Source organism: Secundilactobacillus malefermentans (assembly GCF_008033155.1).
Taxonomy (GTDB): domain Bacteria; phylum Bacillota; class Bacilli; order Lactobacillales; family Lactobacillaceae; genus Secundilactobacillus; species Secundilactobacillus malefermentans.
This window is the reverse complement of sequence record NZ_CP042371.1, coordinates 1,545,280-1,567,421: the sequence shown is the minus strand read 5'-3', so window position 1 is coordinate 1,567,421 and position 22,142 is coordinate 1,545,280. Positions and strand designations below refer to the sequence as shown.

Here is a 22,142-nt window from a genome sequence, read left to right as displayed (position 1 = left end):
TTATTATTCCTCCTACATTTACCGCTAGCATTTTACTGCTGTGCTTTTAGTTCCAGAATTGTGTCACGTAAATTTGCAGCATTTTCGAAATCTAAAGCCTTAGCTGCTTTTCGCATTTGACCCTCTAGCTGTGCTAACATTGCGTCTTGTTGTTTTTTCGTCATTTCTTCAAAATCAGTTTCGAGGAAATCATCCTTCTCCCCTGATTTGTCATTTGGTTTAGTAACCGAAATAAGTTCACGAATGTCCTTCTTGATGGTCTTGGGGGTAATGTGATGTTCCTCGTTATACTTTTCTTGAATTGTACGTCGTCGAACCGTTTCATCAATCGCCCGTTGCATCGAATCCGTCACTGAATCGGCATACATAATAACTTTACCGTGTTCATTTCTTGCAGCCCGCCCCATCGTTTGAATCAAGGAACGTTCATTACGAAGGAACCCTTCCTTATCAGCATCAAGAATTGTGACTAATGAAACTTCAGGCACGTCAATTCCCTCTCGTAGTAAATTAATTCCAACGAGGACGTCATACTTACCAAGTCGCAGATCACGAATAATTTCAGTTCGCTCTAAGGTCTTAATATCACTATGCAAATAGGCAACCTTAATCCCTAAGTCCTTCAAATAATCAGTTAAATCTTCCGCCATTTTTTTAGTCAAAGTGGTGACAAGAACTCGCTCGTCAGCATCCATTCGCTTATGAATTTCACCAACTAAATCATCCATTTGACCCATAATTGGCCGGACTTCAACTTTAGGATCAAGCAACCCCGTTGGTCGAATAATTTGCTCCACCACATCAGTTGTTCGGTCTTCTTCATAAGGGCCAGGAGTTGCTGACATATAAACAATCTGATTCACGTGAGTTTCAAACTCCTCACGCGTCAGTGGTCGGTTATCTAACGCACTTGGCAGTCTAAATCCGTAATCAATCAGTTGTTGCTTACGAGAACGATCACCCTTATACATCCCACCAATTTGGGGCATTGTCACGTGAGACTCATCAACCACAATTAAAAAGTCGTCAGGGAAAAAGTCCAGTAGTGTGTAAGGTGGTTCACCCGGTTTTCGACCATCCATGAATCTTGAATAATTTTCAACCCCGTTGGTATAACCCATTTCCTTGAGCATTTCAATATCATAGGTTGTCCGTTGCTTCAGACGTTCCGCCTCAAGTAATTTACCCTCTTTTTCAAAATAGGCAAGCCGATCCTTTAGCTCTGCTTCAATTCCCTCAATTGCTCGTCCCATCGTATCCTCATTCGTCATAAAATGAGTGGCCGGGAAAATGACAACGTGATCTCTATCACCGACAACTTCGCCGGTTAAAGAATCAACCTCACGAATTCTGTCGATTTCGTCACCAAAAAATTCAACTCTTAAGGCTCGTTCATCCCTCGAAGCTGGAAAAATTTCGACAACATCCCCATGAACTCGAAAACGTCCACGTTGAAAATCGATATCGTTTCGATCAAATTGGATATCAACCAATTTACGCATCAAATCGTTTCGTTCAATCTGTTGACCCACACGTAGCGAAACGGCGTGATTCTTATATTCAGTGGGATCTCCTAATCCAAAAATCGAGGAAACAGATGCGACAACGATAACATCGTTTCGTTCTAGCAACGAACTAGTTGCGGAATGTCGTAGTTTATCAATCTCATCATTAATCGATGAGTCTTTTTCAATATAAGTATCACTCGAAGGAACGTAGGCTTCTGGTTGGTAATAGTCGTAATAACTCACAAAATATTCCACCGCATTATCTGGAAAAAATTCCTTGAATTCACCATAAAGCTGTCCTGCTAGCGTCTTATTATGCGATAAAACCAAAGTGGGTTTATTGACGTTCTTGATAACGTTAGAAATCGTGAAGGTTTTCCCAGTTCCAGTGGCACCCATCAAAATTTGTTCTTTTTTGCCAGTTTTTATTCCGTTTGTTAGTTCAGAAATGGCCGTCGGTTGGTCACCGGTTGGTTGATACTTTGAAACTAAATTAAATTCACGATTATCTTCACGTTCTATCATGTCTAACCTCCATAGTTTTCCACTCAAAAAAAGGAAAGCACTTGCCTCCCTGTTGTTTACCGAATTATTTTACCATACCGAACATAGTTTCGCTACTTATCCCACTTACCGTAAAATACAAAAAAATTGACCTATTAAAGGTCAATTTTTAGTTATTTAACATTCACTTGGGTTTTTAGATTTTCAATAAAATTGAACACACCTTGGCCCGCAATACCGCCCTCACCAACAGCTGTGGTAATCTGACGAAGTTCTTTTTTACGAACGTCACCAATGGCATAAATACCCGGAACCTTGGTTTCCATTTTATCATTGGTTAAAATCCAACCGTCATCATCAGTAATACCTAAATTACGAAATGATTCAGTCATTGGTAGAATGCCAATATAAATGAAAACGCCAGATGCATCAATTACTTTTTCTTCGTTCGTCTGGTTATTAACAACCTTCACGCCGGTAACCTTCATGTCGTCGCCTAAAATTTCCTCTACATTGGTATTCCAAACAAAGTCAATTTTATCGTTGGCAAATGCTCGATCCTGAAGAATTTTCTGTGCGCGCAACTGATCACGACGATGAACAACCGTCACTTTGGAAGCCAGTTTTGCTAAATAGGTTCCCTCTTCAATAGCAGAGTCACCACCACCAACCACGACAACCTCGCGATTTTTGAAAAACGCACCATCACAAACTGCACAGTATGAGACACCACGGCCACCATAAGACTCTTCACCGTCAACGCCCAACTTCTTGTATTCAGAGCCGGTTGCAATCACAATCGCCTTAGCTTGATAGCTATCAGAATCTGTTTTTACAAGCTTATAAGCACCATGATCTTCAATGCTTTCAACCGTACCATAACCATATTCAGCACCAAATTGGGTTGACCCCTCATACATGTTTTGGGATAAATCTGGTCCTAAAATTGATGAGTAACCCGGATAATTTTCAATTTCGGCTGTATTATTCATTTGACCGCCATAAATTCCGCGATCTAACATCAAAACGGACAGGTTTGCTCGTGAAGCATACAAAGCGCTAGTCATGCCGCCTGGTCCAGCACCAATCACGATTACATCGTATTCTTTTGCCAAATTCTCTCCTCCAGTCGTTTATAATAACTAGCCTGTACTTTACTATCGAAAAGTAAGTCTGTCCAATATTTTAACTCAATTTTGATTTAATTATTTTTTTGAATCTTCATTCGTTAATTGTTTGCCAAGCATCTTAATATAGCTACGGAGTTGATCCTTAACTTCTGGATGACGTAATCCATATTCAATATTTGTTTGGAGCCAACCAAATTTATTACCAACATCATGACGATCACCCTTGAACTCGCGCGCAAAGACTCGCTGAGTTGTGTTCAGTAAGTCAATCGCATCCGTCAATTGAACTTCGTTTCCTTTACCTGGTTTCGTATTCTCCAGAGCCTTAAATATTTCTGGGGTAAACAGGTAACGACCAATGATTGCTAAATCTGATGGTGCATCTGCTGGATCTGGTTTTTCAACGAATGAATTAACATTAAACAGACCTGGTTTAACTTCTTCACTTGGATCAATTACGCCATACTTTGCGGTCTCTTCGTGTGGCACCTTCATAACAGCAAGTGTTGATGCACCAGTTTCTTCATATGAATCCATCAATTGCTTCGTTAATGGCACTTTATCCTCCATCATGTCATCACCTAACATAACGACAAATGGTTCATTACCGATAAAGGCCTTTGCTGTTAACACAGCATCCCCTAAGCCACGAGGATGAGATTGTCGAATAAAGTACAAATTGATATCTGTCGTTTCTTGAACGAGTTTAAGCATCTTATCTTTGTGTTTTGCGGTTAAATTGGCCTCAAGCTCTGGGTTTGAGTCAAAATGATCTTCAATTGAGCGTTTACTTTTGCCGCTCACAATGACGATATCTTCAATCCCCGACTTGCGCGCTTCTTCAACGATAAATTGAATCGTGGGTTTATCAACGATTGGTAACATTTCCTTAGCTAAGGCCTTCGTTGCTGGTAAAAATCGGGTCCCCAACCCAGCTGCTGGAATAATCGCTTTTCTAACTTTTTTCATAACCTAATACGTCTCCTTAATTTAAATCCATACTCTCAGAACGGCCTTCACGTTGCATTAAATCCCGAATTGCAGTCTTAACATCTTTATTTTCATACAAAACTTGATAAATGGCATCCGTAATTGGCATTTCGACACCACGAATTTTTGATAATTCATAAGCTGCTTTTACAGTTGTTAAGCCTTCAATCACCATTCCCATTTCATTGACAACTTTATCCAAAGGAACACCCTTGCCAAGCTCATTTCCTGCTCGCCAATTACGTGAGTTAATACTCGTTGACGTGACAATGATGTCCCCAACACCGGATAAACCGATGAAGGTGAATGGGTTCGCGCCAAATGATGTACCTAACCTTGATATTTCAGCAAGGCCACGGGTCATTAATGCTGCCTTGGCATTGTCTCCATAACCAAGACCATTTAAAGCACCGGCACCCAACGCAATGATGTTTTTAAGTGCTGCACCAATTTCAACACCAATGACGTCATCATTGGTATAAACTCGGAAATAGTTATTCATAAAGAGGTCCTGAGTGTGCTTTGCTGCCTCAAGATCTTCACTAGCTGCCGTAACTAACGTGATATCTTTCTTAGCGACTTCTTCAGCGTGACTTGGACCAGATATAACAGAAATTGCTTTACGTTTCGTATCTGGAATTTCTTCAGTCAATACTTCAGATAGGCGTTTGTACGTATTCTCTTCAATTCCCTTACTTGCATGAATTAAATAGGGCTTTATTCCTAACTCGCTAATTGCCGTATTTACTTGCTTTGCAACGGAACGGACCGCTTGCGTGGGCACAACAAAGAGAATTGTTTGTGCACCAACTAGGGCAGTCTTCAGGTCTGAATAAGCAACTAATTTATCCGAGTAAGTAAAGTTAGAAACGTAATTTACATTCGTATGTTTCTGATTCAGTTCTTCAACTTGCTTTGGGTTGTACGACCAGAGTCGAACGTCATTTCCATTTTCAACTAATAAGTTAGCTAAAATACTACCCCAAGATCCAGCGCCTAAAACTGCAATTTTTTCAGTCATGTTAATTCTCCTTATTTTTAACTAATTGATCCTTCTTTACAAATGGATTCCCATCCAGATACATTGGTGTTCCCATTTCCCTGTGTCGACGATAAATGATTAGAATAATGCTTCCAACGAATAGCACAATGGAGAGAACTTGGGAAACCCTAATGGTATTCGCTATCATCAAGCTATCAGTCCGCATTCCCTCTATGAAAAATCGACCAAAGGAATACCAGATGACGTAACTGAGGAATACCTCTCCTTGCTGGAATAGGCCCTTCCGATGTCTAAGTGACATCAAAACAATAAAGCCTAAGATATCCCACATAGATTCATAAAAAAAAGTAGGTTGACGATACGCACCGGCAATGTGCATTTGTTCAATAATCCAGTTAGGCAAATGAATTGACTGCAAGAATGCCAAACTCGTTATTCGACCAAAGGCTTCTTGGTTCATAAAATTCCCCCAGCGGCCAATTCCTTGCGCCATGATAACAGTTGGTGCGGCTACATCTAGCATCAACCATGTGGGGATGAATTTTGCCCGGCAAAATAGATAAACAACTATTCCTGCCCCAATTAAGGAACCATATATGGCAATTCCGCCGTCCCAAATTTTAATAATTTGGTCTAAATGTTGTTGATAATATCCCCACTCAAAAGCGACGTAGTAGATACGAGCACAAATTAATGCGGCGGGTAATGCCCACAAAATCATATCATAGATATCATCCGCAAGTATATTTCGCCTTGTCCCTTCACGTACAGCCAAGGTGACGGCAATGATAACTGCCGTTGCAATGATAATTCCGTACCAATGAACTTCGATTGGTCCTAGATTAAAAGCAATCGGGTTTAGTGCTGCTTGTATGCCCAAGAATGCGACCCCCTAAATTCTATTTTTCTTTAGAATTTTCCTTTATTAGACTGTTTAGATTTTCATCAAATACTTTGGTAGCATCGTAGCCCATTGAGCGAGCCCGGAAATTCATGGCCGCAACCTCAATAATGATTGCCAAATTTCGACCTGTTTTAACAGGAATGGCCACTTTGGGAACCTCAACATCGAAGAACTGACTCGTTTCGGTGCCGTTTCCAAGCCGATCAAATGGTGTATCCGGTGACCAATTTTCCAAATGGACGATGAGATCAATTGGGGTCTGGCTTCGAACGGCTCCAGCGCCAAATAAATTCATCACATCAATAATTCCGATTCCTCTAATCTCAAGTAAATGATTAAGAATTTTAGGTGCTTCTCCAACAAGCGTTTGCTCGTCTTGTTGATGAACCTCAACTCGATCATCAGCAATTAATCGATGCCCACGTTTGATCAATTCAAGTGCCGTTTCACTTTTACCGATACCGGAATCACCCGTGATTAAAACACCAAGTCCATAAATATCCACAAGAACCCCGTGAATTGACTGCCTTTCAGCTAATTTACCTTCCAAATAGTTGGTCATATTACTTAATACTCTTGAAGTGGTTACCTTTGTGCCCAGGATTGGAATTTTTGCATCCTCAGCGGCTTTAACTAGCTGCTTCGGGGGCTCGATATTTGTTGACACAACAAATACTGGCGTTTCTGGTTGACACATTTCTTCCATAACTTTTGTTAACTCTTTATTGGTCATTTTCTTGGTAAATGACGTTTCGGTAATTCCCAACAACTGAACCCGTTTAGCTGGGTAATAATCAAAATAACCAGTCAGCTCTAATCCGGGTCGTGAAATATCACTCGTTGTAATTAATCGATCTTCTAAATATTTTTCCCCCGCATAAACGTTCAACCTCACGTTTTTAACGAGTTCTGCTACGGTTACACTATCTGCCAAAAGAATACCCTCCTTAACCGCTTTCACTTGATTTAGTTTATCACTTTAAGTTAGTTGCTTACTAGCTTTATTCTATAAATAATCAAGACTTTCTTGATGTTACAAAACTAGAGATAATCGTATTGCAAATTGACATCAGGACGGCCATCAATAATGATGCGCCAAATGACGAAAACCTAAAACTGTTTCCGATAAAGAACGCTGTCAGTTGAAGCATGACTGCGTTAATCACAATACTAAATAGGCCAAGGGTCAAAACCGTTATTGGTAAAGATAGTATATAAAGAATGGGTCTAACAAGCGCGTTTAAAACTGCCAAAATTAAACTCGCAACCAAGGCAATCCAAATATCTGAAACAAAAAACATGTTCTTAAAGAATCCGGCTAATGCAATGAACAACAGTGTGTTGATAATAATTCGCATCCAGAATTTCATTTAGAATCTCCTTCTTTGTGATGTTGGTCATGTTCTTCAACGTCATCTAGGTTTTTCCTTTCAGGTTTTGCGTGATTCATCATGTTAAACAGCGAACTTCCCTGACGTTTACTTGGAATAAAGGTAATGAGGACCGCATAGATTAAAATGCCACCAAAAACGTGTCCTGGAAACACACTTAGTACAACGTAGAGTACCCTGACAATGGTTGAATTAATACCAAAGTATTCAGCCAATCCACCAAGGACGCCACCGATAATTCGATCATCTGATCTCGTAAGTCGTTTTCTGTTTTTTGCCATTTTATTTTCTCCATTCAAATTGAACTAGTTATTAAGTCTATTTTACCATTACTTGGATTAGACCAAAAATAATAGGTCAGAGGCTTCCTTCTCGGATTGCCGCTGACCTATCTATCATATAATTTAATCTCTCATTCTAACAGAAATACTTTTTCTTTTAGGCAATTTTTATAACGTTTAGTTATCTTTAAAAATCACAAGCCCAATTTCATGGGGTGAATCCGTAAAAATGGCCGTTTCAGTGATGTTAAATTGGCCATCATGCCCCTTAACCCTCAAATGACAATACGTTGGGTTCAGTAACAGGGCACCATATAATTCAGTTTCTGAGGTGACCGACTGATGGTTACATTCTAAAATGATATCCCCTACAACGAGATTCATTTTAGCAGCGGGCGTCCCAGGCTTAATTCCAAGTATTCGAACTCCCTCATCAGTTTTTGAATACCAGAACGACTGATGACGATCAAACCACTTTGCTCTGATAAAGGTGAAGCAGTAGACCACAAATAGTAGCAGGATAGAATACCATGCGATTCCAGCCACAAAATAATTAATAGCGGATAAAATAATTCCAAGTAGTCCAACCAACAATTGCTGACGACTGAGAACCTGCAAAGCTTTCTTAGGAAGTTGTCTAAAGATGGTCATTCGGAATCCAATCAATATTGGTATCAATAAAAAACTAATCGGATGCCCAGCAATATTAAAAACTGGCCAAAATGGTATATGAACACTAATCCAGTCCCCAGGAACTAACATCAAGGTCGGTACGATAAGTAATTCTTTAAAAGGATAGCCGCCCACTAATCGTCCCCGGCGTTTCGGATATATTTTTGGAGAAGGATTACGACCACCAACTCGCGAAAGAAACCAGCTGGTTAGCAAAATAATCAGCGTCAAAAGGATTAAGAAATTAGCTGGGTTAGCGGTTGCATTTGTTAAGCCGAATGGCAAATTAACAGCATCGAGTGGGTTAAAGTTGAAGTAGTTTGAAGCCCACATCAATAGTGCTGCAAAACTGACCCCTAACACAGGTGCAAGAACCCCAGGTAAAAGCAGCAAAGCGAGTAACGTCACAAATTCATAAATCATGATGAACCAAATCGGTAATGTTAAGCCAACAACAACTGAAATAACGGAGGCAACTATCCCTAATAGAATGCCCCATAGTAAAAAGTGTCGAATTTCAAATTCTTCGCTAAAAACTGCACTTCTAAAGTCTTTTCGTTCTCGCTTTATTCGTCCCCTAGCTGACAGCCAAGTTCGTAAAAGCCCAACCCACAAAACAGGCTGACAAAAGAATATTAGTATAATCCACCAAATGGTCATTATTTTCCCCCATAATTTTTCTATGTAAACCGAGTTAAGAAACTCTCGGTTATCTTATTATATCGCATTGTAACGATATACTTCTTGTTAATCTGGATTTTCTTTACCCAACTGAAACTGTAAGTAAGCATCAATAAATGGATCTAAATCACCATCCATGACCCCTTGCACATTTGCAGTTTCCTGATTGGTCCGATGATCCTTAACCATCGAATACGGATGAAAGACGTAAGACCTAATTTGAGATCCCCACCCAATATCAAGTTGAACGCCTTCAAGAGCAGCTTTCTCTTTCGCTTTTTTTGATTCTTCCAATTCGTACAATTTTGCCTTCAGCATATTCATTGCCGTTTGACGGTTTTGTAGTTGCGAACGTTGAGCCTGACTGGCCACGACAATTCCAGTTGGCTCATGGGTAATTCTAACCGCTGAAGAAGTCTTATTAACGTGTTGACCACCTGCACCACTCGCCCGATAGACGTCGACCCGCAGATCTGCTGGATTGATTTCAATATCAACCGAATCATCTAGTTCTGGCAAAACATCAACTGACGCAAATGAGGTATGTCGCCTACCCGCTGAGTCAAAAGGCGAAAGCCGAACAAGGCGGTGAACTCCTTTTTCCGACCTTAAGTAGCCGTACGCATTATGTCCCTTGATTAATAAGGTCACACTATTAATGCCGGCAACATCTCCTGGTTGATAATCTACTGTCTCAACCGCGAAATGGTGCTTCTCTGACCATCTGGTATACATTCTAAGAAGCATGGATCCCCAATCTTGCGACTCTGTTCCACCAGCTCCCGGATGAATTTCCAAAATAGCGTTGTTCTTATCGTATTGTCCGTTCAATAATTGAGCCAGTCGATATGCCTGTAAATTTTCTTGCAATTTGGCAAGCTTTTCTTCAAATTCAGTCCACATCTCATCATCAGGATCGTCCATTAATAGTTCCAACAGAACGTTTACATCATCCAAATCGGTGGTCAATTTATGAAAATCGTCAAACTTTTTCTTCAAATCATTCGTTTCATCGATTAAACCTTGAGCACTTCGCTGATCATCCCAAAAATGCGGTTCAGTCATTTTACTTTCATTCACCGAGATGCTTTCACTTAGAGAATCTAAGTCAAAGCGACCCCCTAAAGCCATCAATTTCTTGTTGGATAGCTTGTAATTGTTTTTTTGCGTCACTTAATTCCATTATTATCTACTCCTTAAAAAACGACATAATGGATACCCCATCATGTCGTTTTGTGTTATCTCGTAATATTTTGACGAATTTCTGACTTCATGAAAAGTCGTGTTGCATCGTAATCGATATCCGAAATAATTTCTTCAAACATCCGATAACCATCTTGTTGGTATTCAACCAATGGGTTCAATTGACCATATCCACGAAGACCAATCGATTGACGCAATTGATCCATTGCATCAATGTGATCTGTCCAGTGTGAATCAACAACTCGAAGAATAACAACCTTTTCAAATTCTAGCATTTGAGCTGGATCATACAATTGTTTCTTCTTTTCATCATAAACTTTGTTTGCAATATCCATTAAGTAAGACTTAATTTCATCTGCGTTCTTACCCTTAAAGTCATCTAAACTAATTTCTTCAGGACTGACCATTGCGGAAATTGCAAAATCAAGGATTGTACTTAAATCCCAATCTTTCTCTTCTCCTTGAGTGTGTAAGTTAACCACCCGTTCAACAGTTCGCTCAATCATTGGGATAATAACCCACTTAAGGTCTGTATCTTCATCGATAACCAATGAACGCTGCTTATAAACAACTTCACGTTGCTCACGCATCACATCGTCATATTGAAGCACGTTCTTACGTGAATCGTAGTTATTACCTTCAACCCGTTTCTGAGCTGATTCAACTTGTTTCGTAATCATCCGGCTTCTGATGACAGCTTGTTCGCCATCAACATTCATTCTCTCAAGGAAGTTCTTGATTCTATCTGATCCGAATCGACGCATCAAATCATCTTCCAATGACAGATAAAACTGAGTCATACCAGGATCACCTTGACGGCCAGAACGGCCACGAAGCTGATTATCGATACGACGTGATTCATGTCGTTCAGTACCAATAACAGCTAAGCCGCCGACTTCACGAACACCGGGTCCTAATTTAATATCAGTCCCACGACCGGCCATGTTGGTTGCAATCGTAACTGCACCCCGTTGACCGGCATTCATAATGATTTCAGCTTCTTTAGCATGATTCTTCGCATTCAAGACAACGTGAGGAATTTCTTCTTCATCGAGTCGTTGAGATAAGTACTCAGAAGTTTCAACTGCAACAGTACCAATTAACATCGGTTGGCCTTTGGTATGCAGTTCCTTAATCTTGCTGATAACTGCCTCAAACTTAGACTCCAATGATGGATAAAGAACATCAGGTTCATCAATCCGAATAACTGGCTTGTTTGTTGGAACAGTCACAACTTCCATATTATAAATTTCACGGAACTCTTCCATTTCAGTTCGAGCTGTACCCGTCATACCTGAAAGCTTTTTATACATTCTGAAGAGGTTTTGGTAAGTGATGTTTGCCATCGTCTTACTTTCCTCTTGGATTTCAACAGCTTCTTTAGCTTCGATTGCTTGGTGAAGTCCGTCAGAATATCGACGGCCTTCCATGACACGTCCCGTAAAGGAATCCACAATCAAGACTTCACCATCTGAAACAACGTAATCCTTATCACGCAACATAATGAAATTGGCACGTAGCGCTTGATCCAAATGGTGGGTTAAGGCTGTGTTATCAGTATCATAAAGGTTCTTTAAGTTGAAATACTTTTCAGCCTTAGAAATTCCCTGTTCATTTAAAGAAACGGTCTTTGACTCCAAATCAATCTTAAAGTCATCGTTTTCATGGAGCGTTTTAGCAAAACGATCTGTCCGTTCGTAGAGCTGAGTCGTTCCTTGAGACTGCCCAGAAATAATCAGTGGTGTCCGAGCCTCATCAATCAAAATTGAATCAACTTCATCGACAATTGCAAAGCTCAATGGACGTTGAACTCTATCTTCTTTGTAGACAACCATGTTGTCCCGAAGATAATCAAATCCAATTTCACTGTTGGTTGAATAAGTAATATCGCAATTGTAGGCTTCTCGTTTAGCTTCTGGTTCCTTTTGGGCGGAGTTCAACCCAACAGTTAATCCTAACCAGTTATACAATTCACCCATTTCAGTTGCATCACGTTCTGAAAGATATTCATTAACCGTCACAACGTGGACCCCTTCGCCAGCTAAGGCGTTGAGATAAACCGGCATGGTAGCGGTCAAGGTTTTACCTTCACCAGTTTTCATTTCGGAAATGTTACCCTCATGAAGGACAATCCCACCCATAATTTGAACATGGAAAGGATAAAGTCCAAGTACTCGTTTTGCACCTTCACGGGCTACCGCAAAGGCTTCTGGTAGTAAGTCATCAAGTGTTTCACCATCTTGATAACGTTGTTTTAATTCTGGTGTTTTTGCTTTGAGGTCGTCATCCGACAAGTCTTCGTATTGTTTTGAAAATACGTTAACCTCATCAGCCAATTTGCTTAGGCGTTTAAGTTCACGTGCATCGCTTTCAACCCATTTTTTTAAAATGTTAGCCATTAGTTAAATCCCTTCTACTTATTACTACGTTCATAAAAATCTCATTAAAACAAACTAAGCTATATTTTAACATTAATAAGCAGTATTTAAAACTATCTGGTCAAAAGATACAAAAAAGTCTGAATGAAGTGAACCCCAAATATTGGAGTTAATTTTAAGCACTGAATTGGTTGGAAAGCTCTCGGTATTGAACCGGGGTCTTTCCAGCCAATTTTGTTCTAATTCTCTTATTGTTGTAATAGTCCACATATTTGGTAATGCCGATTTTAAGCTCTTCGTAAGAGGCATAATGATTATTATGCACTGTTCCAACTTTTAGAATATGGAAAAAGCTTTCAACAACCGCATTATCCAGGCATGTCGCTTTGCGACTCATACTTTGGATGATGTGGTTTTCTTTTAACTTTGAAACATAGCTACGATTCTGATATTGAAATCCCTGATCTGAATGAATCAGCATCTTATATGGTAGTTGTGGCTTTGATTTGATTAAATCTTTCAATGGAGTTGTAACAAAATCCACATTTGGGCTAAGCCCAAGGTTCCAAGACAATATCTCATTACTAAATAAATCCACAAAAGCGGTGAAGTAAGCTCGTTCATTAGTGGAACTGGTTCCCCATCTTAATTCAGTAACATCGGTGACTACTTTTTGATAAGGTCGATTCGTATTGAATCTACGCTTTAATTTATTCTTAGCTAGTTTGCCCACAGTTCCTCTATATGAGTTATACTTCCTGGTTTTCCTATCAAAGGCATGACAGAGAACGTTGTTCTGCTTCATGATTTTGAGTACGACCTTATGATTAATTCTCTTGCCTCTATTTTTTAATTCGGCAGTTACAGTGCGATAGCCAAAGTCAGGATTATCCAATCTAATCTGGAGGATTTCAGCTACTAATTTGTGCGGATATTTAGAGTCATCTTTACGCCCAAGGGCGTAGTGAAAGCTACTACTAGCCATATTAATAACTTTGAGGATAAAGCTTAGTTGTTCGTTTAATTCTCGCCTCAGCTCAGTAACTATTTGCGCTTTTTCTTGGTTTGTAAGTCTTTCTTCTTCTGAGCCAAGGCGTGCAATTTTTCCAGATAAGCCACCCGAACCCTTAACACACGATTTTCTTCTGCTAGCTGTTCTTTAGATTTCTTTTCTACATCTTTATTGGACATTAATTTCGACCGCCTTTGATCAATATTGAGGCGTCCTTCTTTAAAAGCTTTTTCCCATTGCCAGATTACAGCTGGATGCTTGATTTTAAACTGCTTCGCAGTTTCAGGATAAGAGGCTCTTTGATTGAAACGCCATTTAATTACTTTCATTTTAAACGAATAATCAAAGTAAGTCTTGGTCTGTTTGTCTTGGAAACTCTCCACACCAAACTGATTAAAATGACGTTTCCACTCATATATAGTCGCAGACCCTTTAATTCCGTACTTTTTATTGATATAGCTTGGTGGAAGGCCCTGTGCTAATTCTAGAATAGCCTGTAATTTTATTTTTTTTGAAAACATAGTAAAACCCCGATAATTTGGATTTCTCCAATTATCGGGGTTCACTTCAGAAACAAAATTGCTTCAGACTTTTTAAAATCGTTATTCTTCACTTGCTTCAATTAATCCATAACGCCCGTCATTACGACGATAGACGATACTTACGCCATTCGTATCTGAATCTTCATAAACAAAGAAATCATGTCCCAGCATGTCCATTTGTAGGATAGCTTCTTCATTGTCCATTGGCTTTAATGAAACTCGCTTTGTACGAACAACCTCGATTGCCTTCTCGTCCTCGTTAGAACTGTCTTCCTCGGATTGTGGCGCAAAATCAAGGTTCTTAAATCCTTTTTCACGAGACTTACGGTTGATCTTGGTCTTATATTTACGAATCTGACGTTCCAACTTATCAGTGACTAAATCAACGCTTGCGTAAAGATCTGGTGAAGTTTCCTCTGCTCTTAAAGTCAAATATGGTAACGGAATGGTTACCTCGACCTTAGCTGTCTTGTTTTGATAAACTTTCAAATTGACATGAGCAGTTGAGTCTACGTTCTTTTCGAAGTATTTCTCGAGCTTATTAAGTCGCTTTTCGACATAATCTCTAATAGCGTTAGTAACCTCGATGTTTTCTCCACGAATATTAAATGTGAGCATAAAACTTCTCTCCCTTCAACACAAGCAATCTAGCTTGGTTAGAACAACAACCGAAGGACCACTCTTCAATTGCTTTTCTTATTTTCATTATAATAGAAAGCGCTATATTTAACAATTATTTGCCCAAAACTTTTTATTTATCGGGCTAAAGTATTTCCTTGAACTTCACTTGCCCCGGCTTCATACATTAATGCTGCAGCATGTCTGATTGTTCTCCCGGTTGTGTAAACATCATCTAGAATCAACACCCGTTTGTTGGCAACCAACTCCGGATTTACGAGCCTAAAGGGTTGAACAGTCTCCATGCGAGAACGTCGATTTTTACTCGATTGACGAGCCTTATGAATATCCGCCCGTACTTCCAGTGCACTGGTTAAATGCTGGCCAGTCGTCAATCCAACAACCTGATTAAATCCTCTAGTAACCATCGTGTCTGCATCAATTGGAATTGGCACAATCAAATCAATTTTTGACTTCTTAATTTTCTTCATAAATTGTGCCCGAAATACTTTGGCTAATTGATAGTCCCCCGCAAACTTATACTGTTGCATAAATTTTTTCATTTCATCATTGTACACAAAACAAGCGCTGTTTTTAAAATCCAAGCTGCTCTGCGAATTCCATTTGACGCAATCATGACAAAGTTCTCTTTTTTTCATTTTTCGCCCACAGTCTGGACAAGCCTGTTTCTGATTGATTAATTCAAATCGCCGACAACAGCGATCACAACAGGTTGGTTCATTAATTTTAACGGGTAACATTAGATCAATCAGCCCAATCGAAAAATTAACGGGTCGATGACACAAAACACAGTCATTTTTAGTCATCAGAAGTTGACCGCTGCTTCAATAGGATTAATCCTTTTCGATTAACGTATCGAATTTGTTTAATCGCTTCTAACACATTCTTTGAATAGCCACCACACCAAAAAATAACGTCACCGGTTGGCCGATCTATCTTCCTACCAACCCTACCAGCAATCTGGACCAACGCTGCGCTTGAAAATACGTCGTCATCGGCGCCTAACACAAATACGTCGATTCCAGGAAAAGTGACACCTCGTTCCAATATCGTTGTCGTGATCAGAAAGTTAATTTCGTTTTGACGCATCATCTGGACCTTTTCAATTCGTTTTTCGTCTGCAGCATGAACCGTTACAATTTTTTCTCCTGGTAACTGCTTGTGCAAAATTTGTTGTACTTGTTTCAATTGTTCGACATGAGGAACAAATAATAAAAATCTGATTTTCTTTTTCAGCCTTAGTTTAATTTGGAAAATCAGCGAATTTGGTAGCTTTTCCTTCTTTAACTTTAATTTCCAGCTAGGCGTCGTTTTACACTTAATCGTTGGTAGTAGATGCCCATGATACCTTAATGGTAAATAACTAATGCCTAATCTTCCTGTCTTAATTTGTTTTAGAAGCGATTCACCAGGAGTCGCCGTCAAAAATAATAGGGCTCCCTCCCGCTTTTTTGCATGTTTTGCTGCGTACAATAACCCTTCATTCTGAGCAAATGGAAAAGCATCTACTTCATCAATAATTAAAACATCAAACGCTTCATAAAAGCGTAGCAATTGATGGGTCGTACAAACCGTAAATTGGCAATATTTGTAGGGAGAATCATTTCGCCCATGGAGGAGCTGTATCTCAGTATTTTTAAATGCTTCCACAAACCTTGGAAATAGTTCATTACAAACGTCAATTCTGGGCGAAGCAACTGCCACCCTGAGTCCTTGACCAAGTGCCCAGTCGAGACCTTCAAACAACATCTCAGTCTTACCGGCGCCAGTAACCGCCCAAAGTAAATGTTGTTTTCGTTGCTGAAAAACTGTTAGGATATTCTTAGAACATTGGGCCTGAATGTCCGATAAATTGCCATCCCAGGTAAGAACGTCATTGTCATATTTCTTAAATTTGTTAGGTTCACTTGCCGAAATTAAAGAAAGCGTTGTGCTCACGCGACCAAGCTGAATGCATTCAGCACAGTAATAAACTCCTCCTGGTAGCGCACAAGCCGATTTAGGCCGAGCTGAGCCACACCGATTACAAATAACCCAGTTTCCCTCAGCCTTCATTGCTGAACGAACGGTCAAACCTTTTGCCGTTTGTAATAACTCAGTGGGCACTTCTGTTGATAAAAGTTGCCTGCCGTAAAGATCTGCAATTTTCATAAATTGTCACCTCAATGACAAATACGAAATACGAGAACATTTAAACGAATCGAGGCGTTATTTTGGAACCTTTTCTTACAATTAAACAAACCGGAACCGCAGAACTGGAAATCAAAAAATCACGATTCCTCTGTTCAATCGCACAAGTAACTGATGAGGCAGAGACCCGGCAGTTCATCGCTAACGTTGCCCAACAGAATCCTAAAGCCAATCATAATTGTTATGCTTACATGATTGGTGACGATAATCATATTCAACGAGAAAGTGATGATGGTGAGCCGTCTGGGACCGCTGGCGTACCAATCCTAAATGTCCTGCAACAGGAAAATCTCCATAACCTCGTCGCTGTCGTTACGAGATATTTTGGGGGTATCAAACTTGGTGCAGGCGGCTTGATTCGTGCTTACAGTAACTCCGCTTCTAATGGCATCCGTGAAATTGGGATTGTTGAACGCGTTATTCAAACGGAACTTCAGCTGGTCACCGATTACTCATCATATGAGAAACTCGCTTACTACCTCAAAAAAAACGACCTAAATTCTGATCCACCAGAATTTAGCGTGATCGTGAAGTTATCAATTTACGTAGATAAAGACAGTATTGAAACAATTAAATCGGATATAACGAGTTTACTGGCTGGTAATGTCAAAATTTCGACGGGCAAAGAACGATATCAAGAAAGACCATATGACCAAAAAAAGTAGGATTCGCACTTTTAAAGTGCCAATCCTACTTTTTGTCATTTGAATCTCTAGACGTCATGCTCTTCACAATACGTTTAATCCAATTTAAAAACGGTTGCCGATCCGTTCCAACTAATCCGATTGCTTCAACAAACAATTCCAATCCAATTAGAATGGCGATGGTCAGTAAGACGGACCCCCAAATGGTTGAGATTGGATATAATAATGAAATAAACGAGAAAATGAGTGCAATTCCATAAATAACAAGAACCGTTTGCCGATGCGTAAGCCCTATTTGCATTAAACGGTGGTGTAAATGATGCTTATCCGCATGCGTAATTGGCTGTCGATTCAGCATCCGTCTCAAAATTGCATAAACCGTATCCGTAATGGGAACCCCTAAGATGATCACTGGAATGATAACCGAAATAAAAGTCGCATTTTTAAGGCCATATAGTGAAAATGTTGAAATCATGAACCCAATAAAAAGTGCACCAGTATCTCCTAGATATATTCTGGCTGGGAAAAAATTATATGGTAAGAATCCAACCATTGCAGCCACTAATGAAAAAATCATGATTGCAACGTAAGTATTGGCGACATTCAGGAAGAAAAATCCCGTAATTCCGGTCGTCGTTAACGCAATAATTGAAACCCCCGTTGCCAGACCGTCTAGTCCATCGATCAAATTAATGGCATTGGTTATTGCAACAATCCAGAGCCAAGTAATCGGTAAACTCAGCCAACCAATCTGCCAACTCCCAATAAATGGTAGCGTGATACTGGTCATTTTTAAGCCGGCACCAAAGTAGACGACCAAGGCAGCAATTGAAATTCCCAGCATCTTTTGACGGGGCTTTAGCACGAATACGTCATCAATTACCCCTGTCGCGATAATCACACACTCACCCGCAAAGACCCCCCACAGCTGTCGTTGTGGAATGGCATTTCGCAGGAGTACCATCGTGGCAAATGTATACGCAATAAAAATAGCCAAGCCACCTAAAGTTGGCATTGGAATTTTATTAACTCTTCGAGAGTTCGGGCGATCTTCTGCGCCAATCATAAATGCAAATTTTCTAACAAATGGTGTCAATACTGCAGACACAATCATCGTCGCAAATAGACTAACAATGATTTCAAATTTTAACATGGCGAACCTCTCTTTTCGATTTCCTTTACTATACTATACAAATGAAAATTCGTAAAAACAACTCTGTCCTCAGCTAAATTAATTTTAATAAAAATAATTGATAAAACGTTTTATTAGCTCACCATATCATTTGTGGCTTGATTATGAGACAGCGTCATCTTGTGAATTTCACAAATCAACTTATGTCACCTCTTGTAATCGCTTCACATTATTTATATAATAGGTTCAAGAGCTTTTGGAACTTTTTGTGATTTCAATTATTATTCCTGGATTGTGAAAGATTTCTAAAACTCTTAACAATAAATTTTTTGAAAGGAGTGTTTGATTATGGCTAGCAATGCTAAAACACAATCTCCTGCAACTGAAGAGCACGAACCAGCTCCTATTTTGCAACAAATGGGGATTTTTGGCGCCATTTTGTTCGTTTCTAGCTTAATATCACCACTTTTCCCAGCTACATTCCCAGTTCCAACTCCAGTACTTGGATTAGTTATTCTTTATGTGCTGCTGTGTGCCAAGATTGTTAAGTTATACCAAGTTGAAAAGATGGCAGACTTTTTAGTTAGTTTGATTGCCTTCTTATTCGTCCCATCAGGTATTCAATTAACAGCTTCCCTTGACATTATGGCAAAATCCGGTGTTCAGATCATTAGTGTCGTTGTTCTTGTAACCATCGTTATGTTACTTTCAATTGCGTACACTACAGCTGGTTTCATGTGGATCAGTCGTCACGTATTCCATCGTGATACTCACGTTGAAGAATAGTTATCTGGCACTAACAAAATCGCACTTATAGAAAAGGATGATTTATAATGACATGGGCTACATTTCTTGGAAATGCCTTAGCTAAGAATCCTGACACGGGAGCGAATCTGGGTCAAGCATTCTTCGGTATTTTCCTTTCATTAGCCGTATTCTTAATTGGTCAATGGCTATTTAAGATCGGCAAAGGTTTCTTCCTATTCCAACCACTATTCGTTGGTATGGTTTTAGGTATCGCAGTATTAGTTGTCATGGCAAAATGGTTCCACGTAGATACAACCTACTTCTACCAAGCAGCTTACAAACCAGGTGGAGATATCCTATTCTGGTTCTTGAACCCTGCTACTATTGCCTTCGCCGTTCCGCTATATCGTCGTAATGACGTTGTTAAGCGGTTCTGGGTTGAAATTGTGCTATCATTATTTGTTGGATTAATTATTTCATTATTCTTAACCGTTGGTATTTCAAAACTCTTCGGTTTGAATAACATGTTAACTGCTTCAATGTTAACGCAAGCCGCAACCACTGCTATTGCAATGCCAGTTGCAGGTGCAATTGGTGGTAACACCGCTGTTACCGCTATGGCATGTATTTTGAACGCTGTTATCATCTACGCTCTTGCATCATTCTTAATCAAGGTCTTCCGTTTAAACGCCGATCCAGTCGGTGCAGGACTTGGTTTAGGAACTGCAGGACACGCCGTTGGTACTGCCAAAGCCGTTCAATTAGGTTCAATTCAAGGTTCAATGGCTTCAATCGCCGTTGTTGTTATCTCAATCTTTATTGACCTTGTTGTTCCTACGTTTGCTAGAATGATGGGAATCTTCCATTAATCAATAATTGAAATCAAAAAAACTGCCAGTGATGGCAGTTTTTTTGATTTATAATAATTTACATATCCATATTCATTTTTTCGTAGGAAGTCATTCCCGCCAAATGAAGATCTTCAACCTTTATTCCCCGCTCTTCGGCAAAGGCCTTCATCAACGTGTGATGATCCATCAGTTTATAAGTTTGTGGGTGCTCTGGATCAATCACTTCTAGTTGTGCCATCATGCCACCATCTTCATGCTCGATGATGTGACAGTGATACATGAAGACCCCAGCATAGTCAAACCAAACCTTCAATCGCACAGTCTCTCCTGGATTAACCCCAACCGTATCCTTATACCCGTGTTCATTCGGATAAGGTTCATGACCATTTCGAGAAATAACTAGAAATTGAGTGCCATGCATGTGATAAGGGTGAACCATACCGCCTGCCATATCGTTTGTATTCGTAACATCCCAATACTCAACATTTCCAAGCTGTTGGGTTGAATCAATCCGCTGCATGCCAAATTTTTTATCGTCCATCATCACTTCTTCATCCATCCCCGACATAACAATGTGATGAATTGGCGCATCAGGCGTAACTTCAGGATTATTAATATCAACCAAATGATCTGGCAGTTCGACACTATCTGGTTTAAATTCATGTACCTTAAACTTCATAATCGGAACATCATCCGAATAAAGTGTGACTTCTGATCCTGGTTTGTAGTCTTTAAAATCAACAATCACTTCAGCTCGTTCTGCACAAGTTAGCATTAAATGAGTGAACTTAACGGGTTCAGGTAGAATTCCGCCATCTGACGCAATCTGTGTAAATGCCAAGTCATCACTAAAATGCAACCGCCATTCGCGTCGGTTAGCACCATCTAAAAATCTCAGTCTAACTCTTTGAGTTGTCACGTCAAAATATGGATTTACAGTACCGTTAATCATCGCAGTTGGTCCTTGAACACCATCTGGATCATAATCAGCATTGTAGTCCCACTGGTTGTCCTCGTGGAATTTTCGGTCTTGAAGAACCACTGGAATATCATCTACGCCATAATTGCGTGGAAATGGTAATTTAGCCTCTTCTGCGTCCTTCACGATGACCGGTGCTGCTAATCCGTGCCAAACCTGCTCTGCTGTCGATGGGCATGGATGCGCATGGAGCCACAAAGTAGCAGCAGGTTGGATAACCTTAAAATCAATATGCTTCGTTTCGCCAGGATAAACGGGCGCATGACAACCACCATCTACATATGGACCAGGGACATTTAACCCATGCCAATGAAATGTTGTCAGTTCGGGTAGCGAGTTTTTTAAATCAATATGAATCATCTTCCCTTTTTCGAAAAGAATGGTTTTCCCTAAAAGGCTCGTATTATATCCCCAGGTCTTCGTTTTTGCACCCGGTAACACCTGCGTTTCACCAGCCAACGCCTCTACCGTATAATAGGTATCCGTTGCCGTGTCCTTATCCGGTTTTAGAAGCTCTGGAACTGCTAATTTGTTCTCTGATGTATCTGGTTCAACAAGTGGCACATAGCCACCGTCATGAGTATTGTAGGCAGGTTCATCAAAGAAATAGTCAGTATAAGTTTTTTTCGTCATCTTATCGTCATCCCTTCATCTTTAAGAAACTAACTCACCCTCATTCTTACACAATGAAAACGGTTAATAAAGAGGAAATTAGAATTATTCTAAAAAAATAAGAGGAAATCTCGCATTTGCGAAATTTC

The 22,142-nt window shown here is 39.8% G+C and carries 21 protein-coding genes; 3 read left to right on the top strand and 18 right to left on the bottom strand.

Features of this window, described 5'->3' with window-relative positions; genetic code table 11:
• Positions 1-32 precede the first annotated feature (32 nt).
• From uvrB to FGL90_RS07515, 16 genes are all read right to left on the bottom strand, one after another.
• Positions 33-2,033 carry an excinuclease ABC subunit UvrB gene (gene uvrB / locus FGL90_RS07590; protein ID WP_010620570.1) on the bottom strand — a complete coding sequence of 667 codons (2,001 nt, stop codon included), beginning with the start codon at positions 2,031-2,033 and terminating at the stop codon, positions 33-35.
• 152 nt (positions 2,034-2,185) lie between these two features.
• A complete protein-coding gene (gene trxB / locus FGL90_RS07585) occupies positions 2,186-3,127 on the bottom strand; it encodes a thioredoxin-disulfide reductase (protein WP_010620569.1) in 942 nt (313 codons plus the stop codon).
• Positions 3,128-3,217: 90 nt separating this feature from the next.
• Positions 3,218-4,111 carry a UTP--glucose-1-phosphate uridylyltransferase GalU gene (gene galU, locus FGL90_RS07580; RefSeq protein ID WP_010620568.1) on the bottom strand — a complete coding sequence of 298 codons (894 nt, stop codon included), beginning with the start codon at positions 4,109-4,111 and terminating at the stop codon, positions 3,218-3,220.
• 16 nt (positions 4,112-4,127) lie between these two features.
• The gene (locus FGL90_RS07575; RefSeq protein ID WP_010620567.1) at positions 4,128-5,153 is read right to left on the bottom strand and encodes an NAD(P)H-dependent glycerol-3-phosphate dehydrogenase; all 1,026 of its coding nucleotides are present in this window, start codon (positions 5,151-5,153) and stop codon (positions 4,128-4,130) included.
• A 1-nt stretch (position 5,154) separates the two neighbouring features.
• On the bottom strand, positions 5,155-6,015 hold the full coding sequence (gene lgt / locus FGL90_RS07570) for a prolipoprotein diacylglyceryl transferase (protein ID WP_010620566.1): 861 nt from the start codon (positions 6,013-6,015) through the stop codon (positions 5,155-5,157).
• 19 nt (positions 6,016-6,034) lie between these two features.
• Complete coding sequence (gene hprK / locus FGL90_RS07565) at positions 6,035-6,973, bottom strand: HPr(Ser) kinase/phosphatase (protein WP_010620565.1); 939 nt, start codon at positions 6,971-6,973, stop codon at positions 6,035-6,037.
• A gap of 82 nt (positions 6,974-7,055) precedes the next feature.
• Positions 7,056-7,409, bottom strand: a complete 354-nt coding sequence (locus FGL90_RS07560; RefSeq protein ID WP_010620564.1) for a phage holin family protein — start codon at positions 7,407-7,409, stop codon at positions 7,056-7,058.
• Positions 7,406-7,711 (bottom strand): PspC domain-containing protein, encoded by a 306-nt coding sequence (locus FGL90_RS07555; RefSeq protein ID WP_010620563.1) that lies wholly within the window; start codon positions 7,709-7,711, stop codon positions 7,406-7,408. The genes FGL90_RS07560 and FGL90_RS07555 overlap by 4 nt, the downstream gene beginning before the upstream one ends.
• A 177-nt stretch (positions 7,712-7,888) precedes the next feature.
• Entirely contained in the window at positions 7,889-9,043 is a 1,155-nt protein-coding gene (locus FGL90_RS07550; RefSeq protein ID WP_010620562.1) for a PDZ domain-containing protein, read from the bottom strand.
• An 87-nt stretch (positions 9,044-9,130) separates the two neighbouring features.
• Positions 9,131-10,247, bottom strand: a protein-coding gene (gene prfB, locus FGL90_RS07545) for a peptide chain release factor 2 (RefSeq protein WP_187240413.1) whose coding sequence is annotated in 2 segments (ribosomal slippage) — positions 9,131-10,174 and positions 10,176-10,247 — 1,116 coding nt in all. Because the reading frame shifts where the segments join, the coding sequence is not laid out codon by codon here.
• A gap of 55 nt (positions 10,248-10,302) precedes the next feature.
• The gene (gene secA, locus FGL90_RS07540; RefSeq protein ID WP_010620560.1) at positions 10,303-12,666 is read right to left on the bottom strand and encodes a preprotein translocase subunit SecA; all 2,364 of its coding nucleotides are present in this window, start codon (positions 12,664-12,666) and stop codon (positions 10,303-10,305) included.
• Between the two features lie 154 nt (positions 12,667-12,820).
• A complete protein-coding gene (locus tag FGL90_RS07535) occupies positions 12,821-13,681 on the bottom strand; it encodes an IS3 family transposase (RefSeq protein WP_235809393.1) in 861 nt (286 codons plus the stop codon).
• 8 nt (positions 13,682-13,689) lie between these two features.
• Positions 13,690-14,178: a helix-turn-helix domain-containing protein gene (locus FGL90_RS07530; RefSeq protein WP_147656485.1), complete on the bottom strand. Its 489-nt coding sequence runs from the start codon at positions 14,176-14,178 to the stop codon at positions 13,690-13,692.
• A gap of 81 nt (positions 14,179-14,259) precedes the next feature.
• On the bottom strand, positions 14,260-14,817 hold the full coding sequence (gene hpf, locus FGL90_RS07525; RefSeq protein ID WP_010620559.1) for a ribosome hibernation-promoting factor, HPF/YfiA family: 558 nt from the start codon (positions 14,815-14,817) through the stop codon (positions 14,260-14,262).
• Positions 14,818-14,954: 137 nt separating this feature from the next.
• Positions 14,955-15,476, bottom strand: coding sequence for a ComF family protein (locus FGL90_RS07520; RefSeq protein WP_170171912.1), 522 nt, complete (start codon positions 15,474-15,476; stop codon positions 14,955-14,957).
• Between the two features lie 160 nt (positions 15,477-15,636).
• The gene (locus tag FGL90_RS07515; protein ID WP_010620557.1) at positions 15,637-16,989 is read right to left on the bottom strand and encodes a DEAD/DEAH box helicase; all 1,353 of its coding nucleotides are present in this window, start codon (positions 16,987-16,989) and stop codon (positions 15,637-15,639) included.
• A 59-nt stretch (positions 16,990-17,048) separates the two neighbouring features.
• Between FGL90_RS07515 and FGL90_RS07510 the strand changes: the two genes are divergently transcribed.
• Positions 17,049-17,693, top strand: a complete 645-nt coding sequence (locus FGL90_RS07510) for a YigZ family protein (protein ID WP_029327620.1) — start codon at positions 17,049-17,051, stop codon at positions 17,691-17,693.
• 25 nt (positions 17,694-17,718) lie between these two features.
• Here FGL90_RS07510 and FGL90_RS07505 read toward each other — a convergent pair whose 3' ends face one another.
• On the bottom strand, positions 17,719-18,825 hold the full coding sequence (locus FGL90_RS07505) for a glycosyltransferase family 4 protein (RefSeq protein ID WP_010620555.1): 1,107 nt from the start codon (positions 18,823-18,825) through the stop codon (positions 17,719-17,721).
• Positions 18,826-19,152: 327 nt separating this feature from the next.
• Here FGL90_RS07505 and FGL90_RS07500 point away from each other — a divergent pair, with 327 nt between their 5' ends.
• Complete coding sequence (locus tag FGL90_RS07500) at positions 19,153-19,590, top strand: CidA/LrgA family protein (RefSeq protein WP_010620554.1); 438 nt, start codon at positions 19,153-19,155, stop codon at positions 19,588-19,590.
• A 47-nt stretch (positions 19,591-19,637) separates the two neighbouring features.
• The gene (locus FGL90_RS07495; RefSeq protein WP_187240412.1) at positions 19,638-20,420 is read left to right on the top strand and encodes an LrgB family protein; all 783 of its coding nucleotides are present in this window, start codon (positions 19,638-19,640) and stop codon (positions 20,418-20,420) included.
• A gap of 58 nt (positions 20,421-20,478) precedes the next feature.
• On the opposite strand, the gene FGL90_RS07490 is transcribed toward FGL90_RS07495, so the two are convergent.
• The gene (locus tag FGL90_RS07490) at positions 20,479-22,014 is read right to left on the bottom strand and encodes a multicopper oxidase family protein (RefSeq protein ID WP_147657572.1); all 1,536 of its coding nucleotides are present in this window, start codon (positions 22,012-22,014) and stop codon (positions 20,479-20,481) included.
• Positions 22,015-22,142: the final 128 nt, after the last annotated feature.

What these genes read in the sequence shown, in the direction of transcription:
- uvrB (WP_010620570.1), bottom strand. Translation starts at nt 2,033, where the DNA reads ATGATAGAACGTGAAGATAATCGTGAATTTAATTTAGTTTCAAAGTAT.
- galU (WP_010620568.1), bottom strand. Translation starts at nt 4,111, where the DNA reads ATGAAAAAAGTTAGAAAAGCGATTATTCCAGCAGCTGGGTTGGGGACC.
- FGL90_RS07575 (WP_010620567.1), bottom strand. Translation starts at nt 5,153, where the DNA reads ATGACTGAAAAAATTGCAGTTTTAGGCGCTGGATCTTGGGGTAGTATT.
- FGL90_RS07560 (WP_010620564.1), bottom strand. Translation starts at nt 7,409, where the DNA reads ATGAAATTCTGGATGCGAATTATTATCAACACACTGTTGTTCATTGCA.
- FGL90_RS07555 (WP_010620563.1), bottom strand. Translation starts at nt 7,711, where the DNA reads ATGGCAAAAAACAGAAAACGACTTACGAGATCAGATGATCGAATTATC.
- FGL90_RS07550 (WP_010620562.1), bottom strand. Translation starts at nt 9,043, where the DNA reads ATGACCATTTGGTGGATTATACTAATATTCTTTTGTCAGCCTGTTTTG.
- secA (WP_010620560.1), bottom strand. Translation starts at nt 12,666, where the DNA reads ATGGCTAACATTTTAAAAAAATGGGTTGAAAGCGATGCACGTGAACTT.
- FGL90_RS07530 (WP_147656485.1), bottom strand. Translation starts at nt 14,178, where the DNA reads ATGTTTTCAAAAAAAATAAAATTACAGGCTATTCTAGAATTAGCACAG.
- hpf (WP_010620559.1), bottom strand. Translation starts at nt 14,817, where the DNA reads ATGCTCACATTTAATATTCGTGGAGAAAACATCGAGGTTACTAACGCT.
- FGL90_RS07520 (WP_170171912.1), bottom strand. Translation starts at nt 15,476, where the DNA reads ATGAAAAAAAGAGAACTTTGTCATGATTGCGTCAAATGGAATTCGCAG.
- FGL90_RS07515 (WP_010620557.1), bottom strand. Translation starts at nt 16,989, where the DNA reads ATGAAAATTGCAGATCTTTACGGCAGGCAACTTTTATCAACAGAAGTG.
- FGL90_RS07505 (WP_010620555.1), bottom strand. Translation starts at nt 18,825, where the DNA reads ATGTTAAAATTTGAAATCATTGTTAGTCTATTTGCGACGATGATTGTG.
- FGL90_RS07500 (WP_010620554.1), top strand. Translation starts at nt 19,153, where the DNA reads ATGGCTAGCAATGCTAAAACACAATCTCCTGCAACTGAAGAGCACGAA.
- FGL90_RS07495 (WP_187240412.1), top strand. Translation starts at nt 19,638, where the DNA reads ATGACATGGGCTACATTTCTTGGAAATGCCTTAGCTAAGAATCCTGAC.
- FGL90_RS07490 (WP_147657572.1), bottom strand. Translation starts at nt 22,014, where the DNA reads ATGACGAAAAAAACTTATACTGACTATTTCTTTGATGAACCTGCCTAC.